The sequence below is a fragment of the Alcanivorax sp. genome (genome assembly GCF_019431375.1).
GTDB lineage: Bacteria > Pseudomonadota > Gammaproteobacteria > Pseudomonadales > Alcanivoracaceae > Alcanivorax > Alcanivorax jadensis_A.
This window is the reverse complement of record NZ_CP080267.1, coordinates 1503086-1518893: the sequence shown is the minus strand read 5'-3', so window position 1 is coordinate 1518893 and position 15808 is coordinate 1503086. Positions and strand designations below refer to the sequence as shown.

Annotated in this window: 17 protein-coding genes and 1 pseudogene; 10 read left to right on the top strand and 8 right to left on the bottom strand. The window is 53.7% G+C overall.

What is annotated here, in order from left to right:
• Positions 1–111: 111 nt before the first annotated feature.
• Entirely contained in the window at positions 112–1335 is a 1224-nt protein-coding gene (locus tag KZ772_RS06945; protein ID WP_290539080.1) for an integrase arm-type DNA-binding domain-containing protein, read from the top strand.
• Between the two features lie 252 nt (positions 1336–1587).
• Here KZ772_RS06945 and KZ772_RS06940 read toward each other — a convergent pair.
• Positions 1588–2750 (bottom strand): IS3 family transposase gene (locus tag KZ772_RS06940; RefSeq protein WP_290537989.1). Its coding sequence is split into 2 segments (ribosomal slippage): positions 1588–2495 and positions 2495–2750, totalling 1164 coding nucleotides; the frame shifts between segments, so codons are not numbered across the junction.
• Positions 2751–2791: 41 nt separating this feature from the next.
• On the opposite strand from KZ772_RS06940, the gene KZ772_RS06935 reads away from it, so the two are divergent.
• Positions 2792–3514, top strand: a complete 723-nt coding sequence (locus KZ772_RS06935; protein WP_290539079.1) for a hypothetical protein — start codon at positions 2792–2794, stop codon at positions 3512–3514.
• Between the two features lie 103 nt (positions 3515–3617).
• On the opposite strand, the pseudogene KZ772_RS06930 reads toward KZ772_RS06935, so the two are convergent.
• Positions 3618–4764 (bottom strand): annotated as a pseudogene (locus tag KZ772_RS06930) (IS3 family transposase).
• Between the two features lie 178 nt (positions 4765–4942).
• Here KZ772_RS06930 and KZ772_RS06925 point away from each other — a divergent pair.
• The 3 genes from KZ772_RS06925 to KZ772_RS06915 all read left to right on the top strand — a co-directional run bounded on the left by KZ772_RS06925 (position 4943) and on the right by KZ772_RS06915 (position 8642).
• A complete protein-coding gene (locus KZ772_RS06925; RefSeq protein WP_290539078.1) occupies positions 4943–5311 on the top strand; it encodes a hypothetical protein in 369 nt (122 codons plus the stop codon).
• 318 nt (positions 5312–5629) lie between these two features.
• Positions 5630–5839 carry a hypothetical protein gene (locus KZ772_RS06920; RefSeq protein ID WP_290539077.1) on the top strand — a complete coding sequence of 70 codons (210 nt, stop codon included), beginning with the start codon at positions 5630–5632 and terminating at the stop codon, positions 5837–5839.
• A 76-nt stretch (positions 5840–5915) separates the two neighbouring features.
• Complete coding sequence (locus tag KZ772_RS06915) at positions 5916–8642, top strand: hypothetical protein (protein ID WP_290539076.1); 2727 nt, start codon at positions 5916–5918, stop codon at positions 8640–8642.
• On the opposite strand, the gene KZ772_RS06910 is transcribed toward KZ772_RS06915, so the two are convergent.
• From KZ772_RS06910 to KZ772_RS06900, 3 genes are read right to left on the bottom strand one after another with little or no spacing between them, the layout of a single operon-like run.
• Complete coding sequence (locus tag KZ772_RS06910) at positions 8632–8892, bottom strand: hypothetical protein (RefSeq protein WP_290539075.1); 261 nt, start codon at positions 8890–8892, stop codon at positions 8632–8634. The genes KZ772_RS06915 and KZ772_RS06910 overlap by 11 nt on opposite strands.
• A gap of 30 nt (positions 8893–8922) precedes the next feature.
• Positions 8923–9210, bottom strand: coding sequence for a hypothetical protein (locus KZ772_RS06905; RefSeq protein WP_290539074.1), 288 nt, complete (start codon positions 9208–9210; stop codon positions 8923–8925).
• Positions 9203–9715 carry a hypothetical protein gene (locus KZ772_RS06900; protein WP_290539073.1) on the bottom strand — a complete coding sequence of 171 codons (513 nt, stop codon included), beginning with the start codon at positions 9713–9715 and terminating at the stop codon, positions 9203–9205. Before KZ772_RS06900 ends, KZ772_RS06905 begins: the two co-directional genes overlap by 8 nt.
• Positions 9716–10110: 395 nt before the next feature.
• Here KZ772_RS06900 and KZ772_RS06895 point away from each other — a divergent pair, with 395 nt between their 5' ends.
• Both KZ772_RS06895 and KZ772_RS06890 read left to right on the top strand, forming a co-directional pair.
• On the top strand, positions 10111–10575 hold the full coding sequence (locus tag KZ772_RS06895) for a hypothetical protein (RefSeq protein ID WP_290539072.1): 465 nt from the start codon (positions 10111–10113) through the stop codon (positions 10573–10575).
• Between the two features lie 20 nt (positions 10576–10595).
• Positions 10596–11126 (top strand): hypothetical protein, encoded by a 531-nt coding sequence (locus KZ772_RS06890; protein ID WP_290539071.1) that lies wholly within the window; start codon positions 10596–10598, stop codon positions 11124–11126.
• A gap of 24 nt (positions 11127–11150) precedes the next feature.
• Here KZ772_RS06890 and KZ772_RS06885 read toward each other — a convergent pair whose 3' ends face one another.
• From KZ772_RS06885 to KZ772_RS06875, 3 genes are all read right to left on the bottom strand, one after another.
• Positions 11151–11357, bottom strand: coding sequence for a DUF4224 domain-containing protein (locus KZ772_RS06885; RefSeq protein WP_290539070.1), 207 nt, complete (start codon positions 11355–11357; stop codon positions 11151–11153).
• The gene (locus KZ772_RS06880; RefSeq protein ID WP_290539069.1) at positions 11354–11644 is read right to left on the bottom strand and encodes a DUF4224 domain-containing protein; all 291 of its coding nucleotides are present in this window, start codon (positions 11642–11644) and stop codon (positions 11354–11356) included. The genes KZ772_RS06885 and KZ772_RS06880 overlap by 4 nt, the downstream gene beginning before the upstream one ends.
• Positions 11645–12710: 1066 nt before the next feature.
• Positions 12711–13654, bottom strand: a protein-coding gene (locus KZ772_RS06875) for an IS5 family transposase (protein ID WP_290539068.1) whose coding sequence is annotated in 2 segments (ribosomal slippage) — positions 12711–13106 and positions 13109–13654 — 942 coding nt in all. Because the reading frame shifts where the segments join, the coding sequence is not laid out codon by codon here.
• Between the two features lie 147 nt (positions 13655–13801).
• Here KZ772_RS06875 and KZ772_RS06870 point away from each other — a divergent pair.
• From KZ772_RS06870 to KZ772_RS06860, 3 genes are read left to right on the top strand one after another with little or no spacing between them, the layout of a single operon-like run.
• The gene (locus KZ772_RS06870; protein ID WP_290539067.1) at positions 13802–14245 is read left to right on the top strand and encodes an HIT family protein; all 444 of its coding nucleotides are present in this window, start codon (positions 13802–13804) and stop codon (positions 14243–14245) included.
• The gene (locus KZ772_RS06865; RefSeq protein ID WP_290539066.1) at positions 14242–15411 is read left to right on the top strand and encodes an HNH endonuclease; all 1170 of its coding nucleotides are present in this window, start codon (positions 14242–14244) and stop codon (positions 15409–15411) included. Before KZ772_RS06870 ends, KZ772_RS06865 begins: the two co-directional genes overlap by 4 nt.
• 43 nt (positions 15412–15454) lie before the next feature.
• Positions 15455–15775, top strand: a complete 321-nt coding sequence (locus tag KZ772_RS06860) for a nucleotide pyrophosphohydrolase (RefSeq protein ID WP_290539065.1) — start codon at positions 15455–15457, stop codon at positions 15773–15775.
• The last annotated feature ends 33 nt before the right edge of the window (positions 15776–15808 follow it).

Here is a 15808-nt window from a genome sequence, read left to right as displayed (position 1 = left end):
TTCATGCGGTTTCACTTCATCCCGCCGCATACCCCCAAAACGGGGGGTATTTATGGGGGTACCAGTTAACTCCCCCGGATTGATACCCCCAATCAGGGAGACGACGCGCTAATGCCTCTCACTGCGACCGCAGTCCGCCAAGCCTTACCCAAGGCTAAAGCCTACAAGCTGTCAGACAGCCACGGCTTGTTCCTGCTCGTGAATCCCAAGGGTGCCAAGTACTGGCGCTATAAGTATCGCTATGGCGGCAAAGAGAAGACGCTGGCGCTTGGTGTATTCCCTGAGGTGTCGCTGAAGGATGCCCGGGTGGCTCATCAAGAGGCGAGGGCCAAGCTGGACAAAGGGCTGGACCCTGGCCAAGAGCGCCGGATCGAAAAGCTCACTCGTAACCTGGCTGCAGCTGATAGTTTTGAGGCTGTGGCGTTGGAGTGGTTCGACAAGGTCATGCCGGACAAGTCCGAGAGCTACCGGGTCCGGACCCGCCGGATCCTTGAGAAAGACCTTTTCCCTGTACTTGGCCAGAGGCCGGTTGGGGCAATCAAGCCGCCGGAGATGCTGGCGGCCCTGCGCCGAATCGAGGCTCGTGGCGCCAACGACATTGCCCATCGTGCCAAACAAACAGCCGGTCAGGTTTTCCGCTATGCAGTGGCTACAGGCAGAGCAGAACGTGACCCCAGTGCAGACCTGAAAGGCGCCCTGGCCTCTCGCAATAAGAAGCACCATGCGGCGATTACCGACCCCGCGGCAGTTGGCAAGCTAATGGTCGCCATCGATGGTTTTGCCGGCACTCCCATCGTCAAAACTGCTCTTCAGCTATCGGCCTTGCTGTTCCAGCGCCCAGGTGAGATCCGGGCCATGGAGTGGGCCGAAATCAATTGGGAGCAGGCCCGCTGGGAGATCCCTGCCGAGAAAATGAAGATGAGGACTCCCCATGTTGTACCTTTGTGCCGGCAAGCCCTGGAGCTGCTGGAAGAACTTCATCTGCTGACTGGCCGGGGGCGGTATGTTTTCCCCAGTGCCCGGGGCGCAAGCAGATGCATTTCCGAAAACACTGTCCGCATTGCTCTCCGCACAATGGGATATGACAAAGAGACGATGACTGCCCACGGCTTCCGGGCAATGGCCAGAACCATCCTGGATGAAGTGCTGGGTTGCCGGGTGGACTGGATCGAGCATCAGTTGGCGCATGCCGTCAAGGATGCGAACGGCCGAGCCTACAACCGAACCGCTCACCTCGAGGGCCGGGCCAAGATGATGCAGCAGTGGGCGGATTATCTGGACCAGCTGAGAGCCCAGTCAGGGGCGTATAACATCGTGAACATTAGGAAGGCTTAAGAGTTCGACGGAAACCGAGTTTCGCCAGTCTAGGGTAGCTCCCGAAAGGCCGGAAACCCCACCGGCTTGGCTGGTGAATCAAATGGGGGTCATACGGGGTATGACTAGGTATGAACATCGATGATTTTCTTGAGCTCCCTTACTTTGGTGTCATGCATCTTCCGATTCGTGAATCCGCAGTTCTTGTTGCTGTTCAAATGTACTTCGATGGAGAGATAGAGAGCGAAGAGTCTGACAGGCTAGTTGTAGTGGTCAACTAATCCCGGACAGTGATTTAGGTTTTTCTTCTGCCACCGCAGGGGCGATTCCGCCGTTGTAGCTGTGTGGCCTGTGGTGATTGTAGTAACCCATCAGATAGTCACCGATATCTTTCTTTGCTTCAGGCAAGTTGCGGTAGCCCATTGTCGGCACCCATTCTGACTTCAGGCTACGGAACAGCCTTTCCATTGGCGCATTATCCCAGCAGTTGCCCCGCCGGCTCATGCTTTGCTGCATCCGATAGCGCCACAACCGCTGCCGGAACATGCGACTGGCATATTGGCTGCCCTGATCCGAGTGGAACATGACTTTCTCAGGCTGACCTCGTTGCTCCCAGGCATGATCCAGGGCCTTCACCACCAGATCTGCATCCGGGTGGCTGGAGATGGCCCAGCCCACAACTCGCCGGGCGTAGAGATCCAGCACGACAGCCAGGTAACTCCAGCCTTTCCCCGTCCAGATATAGGTGATATCTCCACACCACACCTGATTCGGGGCTGCCACCGTAAACTCTCGATCCAGATGGTTCGGTATATCGGGCCGCTCTACTGTCGCCTGCTTGTAAGCATGAGGCCCGGGCTGCTTGCAGACCAGCCCGAGTTCACGCATAAGACTGCGTACCTTGAAACGGCCAATTTCCTCCCCCTGCTCATTGAGGAGCCCTTGTATCGTACGGCTTCCCGCCGAGCTGCGACTCTGATTGAATAAGCAGTTCACTTTGGCTTTCAAGGCTACCCTCTCCGCATCAATACGACGGCACCGCTTACGGTGTTCGTAGTAACAGGAACGATGCACATTAAACGCTGAACAGACCAATTCCACAGGCTCTTGCTCACTTAATTGGTCAATCAGCGCGTACGATTCCAGTCGTCCGACATCAAGAGAGCAGTAGCCTTTTTTAGAATGTTCTTCTCCCGTTCCAGGCGCTCACACCGAGCCTCAAGCTCCTGTATCCGGCGCTGTTCCGGGGTAAGAGCCTTGCCTTTGGGGGTAACACCTTGGCGTTCAGCCTCAAGCTGCTTGACCCAGCGCCGCAGCGCGCTCTCAACTACACCAAGCGATGTGCTGGCTTGGGGAACAGTGTAGCCTTGATCCAACACCAAGCTGGCGGCTTCCTGCTTGAACTCAGGAGTAAAGGAACGTCGTTTTCTGGTCATCTGACACCTCGATTAAGGTGGTAACTTTACCACCTACGTTGGTGTCCGGATTCATTAGACCACTACAAGTTGAGCAAGCTGAATCGAAAGGGAAAGATCCGTTTGAGGGCTATTGGTATTCCCAAGAGTGGCTGCTTGCCCTGCATAAGGAGATTCAGCCTATCGTCCAATCACTCAAAATCTTCATAGACAAAGGGCTGATAAAAGCATCCAAAGAGGTGCGCTGCATGGAAGGCGAGCTGATTGCGCAAGATACGTGGCTCGATTTCGAGGAACTCGAAAAGTGGGCAGAATTGACCAATACAACGCTGCAAGGCGATCTCACTGCGGATTATTACCTGGACAATCAAACGAACGCAGCTATAAACATTGAGTATCTGATAAGAGGGGAGATTCTGAAGGGGAGAGCTCCAGCTGAATACAGCAAGGACTGGTCAGAGATGGACCGGGAGGAGCTGCAGGAGTCGTGTGAAAAGCTATCAGTAGAAGTGGTTCGGTTACTGGAGAGCGCTGCTAAGCATGGCCCAGGACGAAGGGAGAGGGACGGTGAGGTAGGAACAAGAAGGAAAAATAATTATTTAAAGGTGATCTATGCATTGCTTGAGTTACTTTCAGAAAACAATCTCATAACTCTTGATAAGCCCTATAAAGCGGGCGGGCAGATTGAGGCGAAGTTGCGAGAACTCGAAGTCTCAAAGTACCCAAAAGAGCAGGCTATTAGATCTGTAATCATCGAGGCAATGAAGATGGGGGATCTTAATTAAGGTTCTTCGATCCTAACTACTACGCGAATTTGCCACTTCCGGAAGAACCGTCAATATAGTTAGAAGCGTTTCATACAAAGCGAGATGAATCGCCACCAGTTCTCTAGACACTTCCCTGCCGTTCTTGGTGACGCTTTTCATACTCTACCGGTGACAGCTTTTCATTAGAACCATGGCGTCGACGGTTGTTATAGAACATCTCGATATAATCAAAAATATCTGCCCGGGCCGCGTCCCGACTGCTGTAAATCTTTCGCTTTATTCTCTCCCGCTTCAACAGCTGGAAGAAGCTCTCAGCAACAGCATTGTCGTGGCAGTTACCGCGCCGACTCATACTCCCCTCCAGCTCATGCGCCTTCAGAAACGAGTCCCAGTCGTGGCTGGTGTATTGGCTTCCTTGGTCGGAGTGAACAACCACCTTGCCCTCAGGCTTGCGACGCCAGACCGCCATCAGCAGCGCATCCAGCGCCAGTTCCTTGGTTATCCTGGATTGCATTGACCAACCGATCACCCGTCTTGAGAACAGATCTAGAACAACCGCCAGATACAGCCAGCCTTCATGTGTGCGGATATAGGTAATATCCGTTACCCAGCTCTCGTTCGGGGCTTGCGGATTGAACTGGCGCTGAAGGATATTCGGTGTCACCTTGTGCAGCTCCCCAGCCCTATGGCGTGGTTTACGATACCCCACCTGCGCTCGTATTCCTGCGTGGCGCATCAGGCGGTGGACTCGATTGGGCCCGCATCGCTCGCCATTCTCGCGCAGATCGGTATGACACTTCCGGTAGCCATACACGGCCCCGGATTCCAGCCAGAACTGCTTGATCAGCCCGGACAGGCGCTCGTCCTCGATTGCACGAGCTGAACGAGGCTGTCTCTGCCAGGCGTAAAAGCCACTGGGGTGAACGTCCAACAGAGAACACAGTGAGCGGATTGGCCACCGCTCGCTGTGCTCCTGAATGAGGCGTACCTCAATCGGACTGACTGGCGAAGTACGCCGCGGCTTTTTTTAGGATGTCTCGCTCTTCGGTAACGCGCTTGAGCTCTTTCTGGAGCCGGCGAATCTCGGCTTGGTCATCTGCATTGGCCTGATGCTGCTCGGAATCCGGGCCAAACTTCCTGATCCAGGCGTACAGGCTATGGGTGGTGACGCCGAGTCGGTCAGCCACTTGGGCCACACTGTGACCACGATCCGTCACCTGGCGAACCGCCTCAATCTTGAATTCTTCGGGATAGCGTTTGCTACTCATAGATACCTCTCTGATTGCCATTTTGGATGGCTGAAAGGTGTCTAGCAAACTGGTGGCGATTCAGTTCTACCGCTTGGAAGCTATCATTGAGTACCTGAGCGAGGATGACGGGGTCTGAGGCAGTGGCACCATCGCTTGTTGAGTGTTCGGTGGTATAGTGATTCCCAAGGAGGGAGCCATGGATTGGATTACTTCATCATTTCTTCAGGGTTATGTGTGGCTTGCATCTGCCCCTGTATTTATTCAAGTCGCGGTTGGTGTGTTTGCTGCCTTTGCCGTCAGAGCCGTGATTCGAGTCAGTCTTTACTCATCAAAGGCCAATGAAATGCGCCATAACGCCCATCTCGCAGGAGCTATGGCCAACGGCGTAGATGCCATATTCTTTGAGCTGCAGAGGATCAAAGAGATAATGGAACAGCAGGACTCACTCGCCGATGATGTGGCGGCAATACGCGACGACATTTCCCGAATAGATAGCGACATCTCCAGCATCGAATCTGTAGTTAATCCCAGCAGAAACTCTGATTTTTTCGACCCAATGGGCTGATGCGGACACAATCAACGACTGCGTCCCGTGTCCGGCATCCTCTGTAACTCCGGGGGCGCACTCAGGCCTTTGCTTGTCTGGGTTTCTATATTTCGCTCCGCACTAGCTGAGTAATCTGCACCCTCCGACCGCGATCCGCTGAATACCAGTTTGGACTAGTCCATACCTTTGGTTGATGCGGTTGTCTCGGCATTTAATTGATAGAAGAAACCCCTGGAAGACCGCAGACACCCGCTGAAGAACACAGAACTTCTCTGGTGACCCCCAACCACCCTGGGGCGATAGTGAATCCAAGAACATTCACCGGAGACAGCCCTCGTGAGCTACCTCACCAAGTCCGAGAAACGCTTCGTTAACCAGCTGGCGCACGCCCATGCCCAGATCTACGAAATCCATGCCCGCAGCAACATGAAAGCCCGCCTGTTGGAGCTGAAAGCCCAGGGTTTGGTTGGTGAATCGGCACTTGAAGAACTGCAGAAGATGGCTCCTCGAATGCGGTCCCCGGTCACCGAGTTTTCGGAGCAGTAACGCACACGCATGCGTGGGCCCTGAAGATTTTCTGACAGTCATTACGCGCGTAGAGGCAATCAGCAGGAGAGACAGCATGATTGAAGTACAGCACCCCACCTTGGGCACCCTCGAATTCCCTGATGGAACCAGCCAGGAAACGATGAAGAAGGCCATCCGGAAAGCCGAGCAGAAACAGCCGCGTACGTCTGGCCTGTCCACGGCCGGCCCTGTCGCCCAAAAAGAGGAGCAGACCATGGATGTGGAACTGCCTAATGGGCGAATGATTCAGGGCGTCCAGGTGGGGACGCCCAAGGAAGCCATCAAGCAGAAAGCCATCGCGGCCGGCATCGCCACAGAGCAGGACTTCGGTGGGCAGAGCGGTGGTTCTGGACTGCCCACTGCAAGGCCAGCCTATCCAGACGCTGACGGCGCTGATGCCGGTCAGGGCCAGCTGCAGAGGTTGAAGCAAGCGGAAAACGCATTGGTGAAGGCTGATGCCGCTGGGGATGTCGAAGGCGCCCGGACGTTGGCTGCTGAGGTACGGCGCCTCCGTGCAGAGCTGCAAACCACTGGTGATGGTCTCCCGCTGGCTGACAGCCAGCAGCAGGCTGTAGAGCGGATCCAGGCAAGCCCGGATAAAGGCGGGTTCGTGAGCTTCGTCACCGGCAATGACCGCACTGTCCCGGGTATCCCGGAAATTGATGCAGACCAGGTATTTGGTGGCCCCTTCTTGGGCGACCATCGTGGCGAGAATTTCCGCACCTCGACGGGAACGCTTCTGACCTTTGATGATGAGGCCAAAAAGAACATTTGGGATGAGCAGCTTGCCTCCGCTGGTGTGGAGCATCGGTGGGAGCAGGATCCATTTGGTAATGCGGTCTTGGTCTACAGAGACCCGGAAGGGCAGGAACGCATGGGTTACCTGAACAAGCCGGGGGCCAGCTTAAGTGATGCGGCTACCACAGCCGCTCAGGTTGGCAGCTATTTGGGAGCTGGCAGGCTAGCAAGGGGGGTGCCATGGGTTGGCCAGAAAATCGCTCAGGCCGGTGGTGTGGGGCGCTCTCTGATGGCGGGCAGTGGGGCTGCAGCTCAGTCCACCCTTTCTGATATGGGGGCGAACACAGTAGGCGCGGACATTTCAGGCCGGGACATGGCAAGGAATGCGGCATTTGCTGGCGGTGCAGGCGCCGTGCTCCAGCCTGTAGGTGAGTTGGCAGGGGCAGGATTACAGCGCGGAGCTCATGCGGTGGGGGAGCTTTTCAAAAGGATCTCGGGGAACGGTCCTGAGGCTGTTCTTGCTACGAAAGATCTGGTGATGCAAAACGCCGGTGAATACAGGTCTATGCTTGAGAATGCGGCTCCAGAGTTCTGGACCACTGTTCATCAGCAGGCCAAGGCGGCCAAGTCTCCGGAGGAAGCTTTTCAGGTAGCCATCGGGGAGGCTTTCCGGGAGCAGATCCCTGGATTCTCGCCACTTCGACCGCACGTGACCGGGCAGCCATCTGACTTTGCAGAGCTGGATAAAGTGAGCCGAGGTGGATATGGCGGGCAGCCACAGGACGAACTGCGGGTTATCCAGAAGGATAACGAAGCGGCGCTGGCCGACCGGGCCCGGACCATCAGGGAGGAGGTCACCGGCCAAGGGCTGGATAGCGTGGGAGATGCAGGCTATCAGGTTCGAGCAGACCTAAAGGATGCTTACGACCAGTCAAAAGGTGTTGTTGATGAGGCTTATAGCCGAGCTGCAGGGTATGCCGGTACGTTCCGGGCGGAAGGGATGGAGAGCCTACCGGGGCGACTGACTCAGGCCTTGGAAACCTCCAGTCACAAGCTCCCCGGGCGAGACCTAATGCGGGAGAACTATCCGGCGACTGCGGAGATGCTGGGAGCAGTGGAAACCCTCCGAGGCGGTGATGTCCCCATCCAGCAGTATGAGCAAATGCGCCGGTACCTGCAGGGCCAATGGCGGGGCGCCAAGAGTAGTGACCGGGCGGCAGCGGCCACCATCCTGCGGGAATTTGATACCTGGGCTGACGACATGCTGGACCAAGCCATGTATGCCGGTGATGAGGCAGCTATGGAGTCCCTCAAGGGGGCCCGGGCGGCCAACCGTCAGCACATGGCGAAGTTTGGTATCAACGATACCTACAAGGATGGGCGACAAATTAAGGACCGGGCTGGCAAGGTCATCAGTGACATCATCCATGAGGATCTGTCTCCGGTGGCTGTTATCAATCATCTGGCAGGTTCAACGAAGCTGGGGAACAAAAAGGATGCGCTGGCGGTGCTTGGTCGACTCAACAAGGCGGTAGGCCGAGACTCGCAAGCCTGGGCAGCATTGCAGGAGGCCGGACTTTTGCGATTGTTCTATGACGATGCCGGGCGGTTGCGAAATACCGGTCAGGTTCTCAAGGGCTGGGACCAAATGTATCAGGGCGATGGCAGGGTTTGGGCAATGAGGCTTTACGGATCTTCAAGCATGAACCAGCTGGATCAGCTGATGAAACTCATGCGTCGCACCCAGAGAGATAGTAGGGACTATGTGCCATCAGGGCCTGCCATTGACCGGCTGACCGATACCATCACCCGGATGGCTGGGCGTCTCGGGATCACTGCAAAGCTGCCCATTGTGGGCGGTTTCGTTGCGGATGTTGTCGATGGACTCCGGAGGTCGGGTGCTGACCGCCGGTTGGCGACTGAGGGACAGGAGGCGATTCATCCGCCGGCGTTGCGCTACATGCCGGAGGTCAATTTCTCCAGAGCAGTAGGGGCGGGTGTTGCTGGCTCAGGGGCGGCAGGAGCCAGGTCGGCTACCAACTGAGTGGGAGCCAGATAAGGTGACCCAGAGCGACCACAAGAAAGATCCCGCCAATCACCGGCAGGAAGATGTAACCCACGATGGCCACTGGCCAAGACAACAGATTGGCCCACCACTTCACTATCTTGTGCTCATGAGTGCCCGGCTCGGCCTTCGACAGGACGAGCTGGGCTAGTATCCAGGCAATGAAAATCAGCACCATCAGCATGGTGAGAAAGCCTGCAAGCCAGAGGTAGGGGGAGATTTCGGTCATCTGCACTGCCGATTTTGGGAACCGGAAAGGCTATGGGGCGTCGTCTATTTTCTTGTGAGTCCCAACGATTCTGAGTATGGCTATTTCGTCAACCACTTCAAAGCTTAGTTTATGGCTGTGATTTGGAGTGATGTGAACGGTGTAAATGTTTGGGTTTTTGTAGCCATTCAGTTTTTCAAAATTCCACTTTTTGGGAATCGGGTCAAGAAGGAGGCCCTTAAGGGCCTCCCCAACCTTCTCCTGGATATTCTTTGGAAGTTTTTTGAAGCTGCGCTCGAACGATTTTCTTGAAGGGTCAATCTTGGAAATCTTAATCATTCATTAACTTCCCCAGTGCTGCATCAATCTCAGCCGGGGAAGAAATCAGGTTTTCTTCTTTTACAACGTGCTGTTCAGCATCAGCGTTGTGCTCAAGGAGGGCCCAACGCAGGTCTTCGATGGTGTTCGTGACGTGTATACAGGCTTCAATTACTTCATCATAAGCTTCGATTACGCCGTCATGGTCAAGGAGATTGCTGTCTTCATCTGCGCAGCGGCGTTTACGTTTAAGAGTCCTAAGCAATTTTTTATTGTTGTCGAGGTACTTCTCGAGGTTCTCAGAAGTTTCATCGACACTCTCAATGATGAAATCAGATTCAATTGTATTGATTTCATCAAGGAATAAGGTTGCTTCTCTCGCATCGTTGAGCATGCGAGATTTCATTATGCTGAGGGTCTCGATAGTTTTATCGATAGCCTTCAGGAAGTGCAATGAACGTGCACGTGTGTGCTCGCCCACCAAGTACTGGCCAAAGCAAAGTACGCTACTTGCTGTTTCTGACATGTGCTCCCCTCTCCCCAGCACCCCGGTATACCTTATGTGGTGATTGGTACACCGCCAAGCTGCTATTGCGCGCAGTATAACACCAACATAGTTATTGCAAACTGACCGTAGAGACAGTCCAGGATGCCGTTTGGAAGAAGCTGTATCGTGCAATGGATAAGTGTAAGAGGTTGAAAATTAAGGGGGTTTATCTGATTTGGCTGACTTGGGGCTGTCTGTTGATGGTGTCATTTTGGGCCATAGTTTCCAGCTCTTACATTTAAAGACAAAGAATTTGAAGGAAACTGTCAATGTGGCGCTGACTGTAGAATGTGATTGGTCGAAGGCAGCGAATCTGCACCAAGAAATCGAATTGGGTGCAGAATTCAAGTGGTTTTACTAACTATGGACTGGATATGAAAATAGTGACTTTTATTGCGGGGCTGCTGCTGTCAGGCATTTTGAGCGCGTCTCCAGTTGCTCAGTGCTTCAGCCCAAAAGGTTACACCTACTACCCTGAAATTGGTCATATCGGACAGGATAGTGCAGGGTGGAAAGAGGACCAGATTTCGCAGGGTAAGGTCACCCTTGTTAAAGACGCGGACGGGAAGTTCGATATTCTCTTCATCGATGCGTCAGAGACAATAACGTCATCTAGGGCAGATGGCGGCACCGTCGCCATGGTAAGCCGCGGGAAGGGCTCTGCTTCCTTTGTCGTTCTTTACCCTGGAAAGACGGTCGAGACCTATACATTCGTGGAAACCACATCTGGGGCGCTTGATTTCATGATGACGACCAGTAGGTCTGGGGATAATGTTGTCTTCACCAAAGCAACAGTGATGGTGGGAAATTGCAGCTATATCAATTTTGAAGAACTATAAAACTACTGAAGAGAAGAAAGATGAACAAAGGCTATATAATTATTGCGGCCTTAACCGCTGCTTCGTGCTCTAGCGGCCCGGAGAAGGTGGTTCTAGATAATGGTGCGCATTTTTATGACGTTGAGACTCCGGCCCAATTGTTATCGATTAAGCCGAATTTTGGTTGTGCAGCTGAGTCAGATATAAAGTTTGATGGAGCCGGATTCGCTATCTGCAGTACGAGAAAAGGGGTCAATGTAGAGTTGGATTGCCCGGCCGGCACTGCCTGCAGTCACACCTCATACGGTTTTGAAGGCGGCAGGCTTTCTTATGTTACTCACACCATTAATGAGGCCGACTGGGTGGGGCTGTCTTCAGTGAGCGCAGAAGCATTTGGGGATCCAAAGACGAAGGAGCAAAAATTTAAGGCCGGGGAGTTCACCGCTGCTGTTGTTATATCTGAGCAAGAGTGGAAGCTTGATGGCTTCGCCTATTCCCTAACAGTAATAACGAACCATGATAATCAGGGGTGGGTAGAGAGCGAGAGTTATATTTCAAGTATTAGTTGGTAGCGGGTGACTATGAGTCGGGCGCTCTTAGAGGAACTCGAGGCCCTCTGAGTCTTTCTGTTCCACTGGATCGACAATGCCGCAGTACTCTTTGACGGACACCGCACAGATCCTTCCCCCGGAGCCCATCCGGTAACTGATGCCGTGCCTGTCCAGCCACCGCTTGAGCGGGGCCCGGGTATTGAAGCCGGTGTCTTCAAGCAGCTCTTCCTCGGTGATTATCTCGGGGTTCACTTTGCTTTTCCCTCTGTCTCGAGAAAGTCGAGATTGGGCTTTGGCCTCGCTTCCTCCTTTTCTAGTGCTGCCCAGTTCATGGTCGGCTGTTCATTCGGCTCCGCGGTGTCGATAGAGATGCCTGCCCGCTGGAAATACAGCAATCGAGGTACAGACAGGCCCCCACCTGCTTTGTACTTTGCCTGGATCTGGTAGGCCTCCATGAGCCACCTAGCCTGCGCTGATGTCCTGCTGTAACCAGTGATTTCCTCCAGCTTTTCTTGAGTGAGGGTGATGGGGGCTCTCATGGTGGATTCCTTTTCTGGACCTTAACAATTCTTAACCAGCGACAGCCTACCACCGGAAGGTTTCGAGACAGCTACGTGCAGGTATCCGCGCGCGAGGGCTGCGGCCTTGACGTTTTGCGACCAATACGCGCGTGAGGCAGGTAGGGAAAAGTAGGGGTGAAGATTTTTCCACAGTCACTACGCGCGTAGAGGGTGCGAACCAGGCTGCGAACTTCGCTCCCGGGGGTGTTGAAGAATGTTGAAGCCTGGAGCGAGTCTGCTTGCATGTTGACAAATGTTGACATCGGGAGCACCGGAACCTGAAAAAACCTGAAATCTTGATCCGTATCTTGGTTAATGTATACGTCTTGTCTACTGGTCAAAACTTGACATCGCCGGAAGGTTTTTCCGGGGTCACTACGCGCGAGGAGTTCGCCAGCGTTTGAAAAGGTATCAAGATTAATCAAAGCGGCCTGGCTGCCGAACACTAAGGTTAGCTGGCGCCTTGCTGATAAATGCTGAAATGCCGACCGGCTGATCCAATCGGATGCAGTGAGGCACTGTACGATGCATCGTACAAACTGGTCCTGCAGGGGTGGGCCGGCCAAATTGCCCTCCGAGCGGCCCTTGAGATGATTGGGCCAGCCGAGATGAGGCGCCGCCAGATGGATGGAATCGCTCCGATGAGCGGTCCAGCTGGAGCAAATTGGGGGTATTTATGGGGGTATATTGGTTATTGGTATTGAGGATAATCAATGTATTTCAACTGTTTACCTGTGGAATGTGAGTCCTCCCGTCCCAATCGAGATACAGAAGAGCCCGGCTGGCAACAGCCGGGCTTTTTTGTGCCTGAAATAAACGCTAGGTCTAACTGTAAGAGCGTCGCTCGCGGCGCGATCTCATTCCTCCTCAACCATTCCTGTCATGCGCAAATCCCGACAATCTAAGGAAGGTCTGAATAACTCGCTTTTTTCGCCTTTACGATGATCAACAGGCTTCTGCCATCAAATTCAGGCCACAATTCACTCTTGAGTGTTCATTTTTTCGCCTGATTGCCGCACTTTAGCGGCAATCAGGCGCACTGCCCCTAGGGCAGCAGCACCCGTTTCACCCTCAACAGGTTGTGCAGCCCCGCCAGGAGATAGAGCCGGTTGGTATTTTTCGCCAGACCCCGGTAGCGAACCTTGCTGTAACCGAACATGCCTTTGATCACTCGGAAGGGATGTTCCACTTTGGCACGTACGCTGGCTTTGATGGTTTCGCATTCCAGCGCAACCTTCGACATCGTGGAGCGCTTACCAGGACGCTCAGCGATAAACCAATCCACTTTACGGTTCTTGTGCTCTTCGCGTTTCTCGATACCGCAATAACCCGCGTCTCCCCAGACACGTTTCTCTTTGCCATGCAAAAGCTGGTCTGATGCCGTCAGGTCATGCTCATTCGCGGCGGTAGTGGCAAGGCTATGAATCAGACCCACCGTGCATCATCGACGCCAATATGGCACTTCATGCCAAAGTGCCATTGATTGCCTTTCTTGGTCTGGTGCATCTCCGGATCACGAGCCTTACCTTTGTTCTTCGTCGAGCTGGGCGCTTCGATAATCGTCGCATCAACGATGCTGCCTTCCCGAACCATCAGGCCATGTCGTGCCAACTGACGGTTGATCTTCTTGAACAGCTTCTTGCCAAGAGTGTGCTGCTCCAGCAGGTGCCGGAAGTTCAGGATCGTTGTCTCATCAGGAACCCGAGAGAGCCGAATCCCTGCGAAACGGCGCATAGACTCGATCTCATACAAGGCATCTTCCATCGCCGGATCACTCAGGTTGTAGATGATCTGCATGACATGAATGCGCAGCATGCTGGAGAGCGGATACGGCGGCCGGCCAGTGCTACCGGAGGCGTAATAGACCGCAATCGTGGACTCCAGCGCCTTCCAGGGTAGCAACTGATCCAACTTCTCAAGGAACACTTCCCGCCGGGTCTTGCGCTTCTTGTGTTCATATTCGGCTTCGGCAAAAGTCAGCTGGCTCATGGCATTCCCGGAAAGTGGCTGATAGAAAGCCCTGATTATGGCAAAGTCGGGGAGTTTTTCAGAGGTTCCCTAAGTCAGCCAGATACGAAAAAACGGGTAAGAGAATCTGGTAGCGTTTATGTCTTGTGATATGGTTCTCACATAAGAATGAACAGCTTTCAGGTAGGGAATACCTGGGCAAAGAAGAAGGGGAGCTTGATGCCGGATTGTCCATTTTGTTCCATGCCAGACGCGTTGGAAGATGGCACAGAAATGAATAACGAATTGGCCTATGTCCGAGAGGACAAATTTCCCGTTTCGCCAGGTCATTTGCTGGTCATTCCGAAAAGACATAGCAACGATTGGTTCAGCCTGACGGATCAGGAGCAGGCCGCCATTACCCATCTGATCAATCAGGCCAAAACCTACCTGGATGAGCGCTATGCACCGGCGGGATACAACATCGGTATGAACTGCGGCGAAGCCGCAGGCCAGACCGTCCCGCATATGCACTGCCATCTGATTCCTCGCTATGACGGCGATGTGGATGACCCTAGAGGAGGTGTGCGGTGGGTCAAAGCGGACAGGGCGGATTACTGGAGGCAGCCATGAGTCCTCAACAGTATCTGGATCAACTCAGCAGCCTGCGCATGGACCGCACCAAAGATCGGCCCCGGCCCCACAAGGTATGCCTGCTGCTGGCAGTGCTGGATCTGATTCGGGCAGGAGCCCTGAAAGGCAACCGCATTCACTTTGATGATGCCCTGCGGCAGGCATTCACCAAACGCTTCGCTCAGCTCAAACAGGATAATGACCGCGACAACCCGGAGTTTCCGTACTTCTATCTGCAATCATCCGGCTTCTGGCATCACAAGCCAGCCCTCGGTAAGGAAGACGAGTACCAGCGGCGGTTAAAAGACCATAAGGCCCCAGGCCCACGGGCAACCTCGCAGCTGATTGACTATGCCTACCTGGATACGCCGCTATTTCGCATGTTCTGTGATCCTGGCCTGCAGCCGCAAATCGAAGCGGCGTTGTTTGCCAACCTACAGAATCGTCGCAAGCACTTTTCCCATTGGGCCGATTCAATAGGTAAAAGTGAACGGACGATCAAGAGCTACGCCGGGGCACTCAACAATACCCTGCCGAAGTTGCTGCAAGGCGAGGGCGAGCTGATCGAATCATTCTTTGATGTCGGGTCGGTGGAGCTATACCAGCGGCTCAGCAAGCGCATCCAAAGCCAGCCCGCTTTTCAGGTGAAAGATGATACTGGTCACGGGATGTACAGTGCGGCCCTGCGCCTGTACGGCCAGTTTCTGAAAGACGTGACGGATTATGAGTTAACCAACGATCTGGCCGATTTGGATAACGATGCCACCCTGTCAGAAACCGAACGCAGTACGCTGCGCACCACTCGTCTCGGTCACGGCAAGTTCAGGGAAGGTCTAGTAGGCTACTGGCGCGGCTGCGCCGTCACCCAATACCCGGATGTGCGCTTGCTGATTGCTTCCCATATCAAGCCATGGAAAGAGGCAGATAACAGAGAGCGGTTAGATCCATTTAATGGTTTGTTGCTGGTGCCTAATCTGGATAAAGTTTTCGACAGGCAGTTCATTAGTTTTGATGAGAGTGGTCGGATTTTGATCTCCAGCCACCTCGAGAATCCTGCAAGGCTGGGAATCCACAAGAATATGATCATAAAGCTGGATGACAGCCATCAGCAATACTTGGCTCATCACAGAGAATGCTATCGGGAAAAAATGGCTGGTAGAGGCTGATTGCATGCTTGCCTGGCCAGTCGAAAGAGATTGAGGAATAGATATGCAAGACGTAATTGCAAAGCTACGCCAATTTCGAGACGAAAGGGATTGGAAGCAATTTCATAACCCAAAAGATTTGTCTTTGGCTCTGAGTATTGAGGCTTCAGAGTTACTGGAAGTTTTTCTCTGGAAATCATCCGAAGATGCGGATGTTGGGAAAGTAAAGGAAGAGCTGGCAGATGTGTTGGCCTATGCCTTTCTGCTGGCAGATAGCTATGGCCTGGACATCAGCGAGATCGTGCTGGAAAAAATCAGGAAGAATGAGCTGAAATACCCTGTCGACAAGGCGAAAGGTACAGCCAAAAAGTATACAGATCTATGAGTCACGACCCCCTTGTCGATATAAAACGCTACC

Bases quoted from the DNA above. Each gene is read 5' to 3' on its own strand.
- KZ772_RS06880 (WP_290539069.1), bottom strand. From the start codon at position 11,644: ATGAGAGCCCCCATCACCCTCACTCAAGAAAAGCTGGAGGAAATCACT.
- KZ772_RS06890 (WP_290539071.1), top strand. From the start codon at position 10,596: ATGAACAAAGGCTATATAATTATTGCGGCCTTAACCGCTGCTTCGTGC.
- KZ772_RS06905 (WP_290539074.1), bottom strand. From the start codon at position 9,210: ATGATTAAGATTTCCAAGATTGACCCTTCAAGAAAATCGTTCGAGCGC.
- KZ772_RS06895 (WP_290539072.1), top strand. From the start codon at position 10,111: ATGAAAATAGTGACTTTTATTGCGGGGCTGCTGCTGTCAGGCATTTTG.
- KZ772_RS06915 (WP_290539076.1), top strand. From the start codon at position 5,916: ATGATTGAAGTACAGCACCCCACCTTGGGCACCCTCGAATTCCCTGAT.
- KZ772_RS06870 (WP_290539067.1), top strand. From the start codon at position 13,802: ATGAACAGCTTTCAGGTAGGGAATACCTGGGCAAAGAAGAAGGGGAGC.
- KZ772_RS06925 (WP_290539078.1), top strand. From the start codon at position 4,943: ATGGATTGGATTACTTCATCATTTCTTCAGGGTTATGTGTGGCTTGCA.
- KZ772_RS06910 (WP_290539075.1), bottom strand. From the start codon at position 8,892: ATGACCGAAATCTCCCCCTACCTCTGGCTTGCAGGCTTTCTCACCATG.
- KZ772_RS06900 (WP_290539073.1), bottom strand. From the start codon at position 9,715: ATGTCAGAAACAGCAAGTAGCGTACTTTGCTTTGGCCAGTACTTGGTG.
- KZ772_RS06860 (WP_290539065.1), top strand. From the start codon at position 15,455: ATGCAAGACGTAATTGCAAAGCTACGCCAATTTCGAGACGAAAGGGAT.
- KZ772_RS06865 (WP_290539066.1), top strand. From the start codon at position 14,242: ATGAGTCCTCAACAGTATCTGGATCAACTCAGCAGCCTGCGCATGGAC.
- KZ772_RS06945 (WP_290539080.1), top strand. From the start codon at position 112: ATGCCTCTCACTGCGACCGCAGTCCGCCAAGCCTTACCCAAGGCTAAA.